This is a genomic window from Staphylococcus sp. EG-SA-2 (assembly GCF_017152085.1).
This window is the reverse complement of the sequence record NZ_JACYHC010000347.1, coordinates 1-303: the sequence shown is the minus strand read 5'-3', so window position 1 is coordinate 303 and position 303 is coordinate 1. Positions and strand designations below refer to the sequence as shown.

Sequence of the window (303 nt, the reverse complement as noted above, 5' to 3'; positions counted from 1 at the left end):
CAGAAATGATATTTTCGCAAAATTTATTTCGTCGTCCCACCCCGGCAAGGTTGACTAGAATTGAAAAAAGCTTGTTACAAGCGCATTTTCGTTCAGTCAACTACTGCCAATATAACTTCGTAGAGCACAGAACATTGATTTATGTCCCAGCCTGCACTTACTATTCGTATTTAAAGTTTGATAAAACTTCTAACATTTTATCATTTTGTTCTTTAAAACCAATTGTAATTCTAACACCAGTTGGAAATGGTCGCGTAATACACCCTACATTTAAAAGTGCTTCATAAAGTTCATTTACCCGCT

Annotated in this window: 1 pseudogene; it reads right to left on the bottom strand. The window is 35.3% G+C overall.

The features are described 5' to 3' along the window. Positions 1 to 160 precede the first annotated feature (160 nt). Positions 161 to 303, bottom strand: a pseudogene (locus tag IDG60_RS03310) (histidinol-phosphate transaminase); the annotation flags it as partial.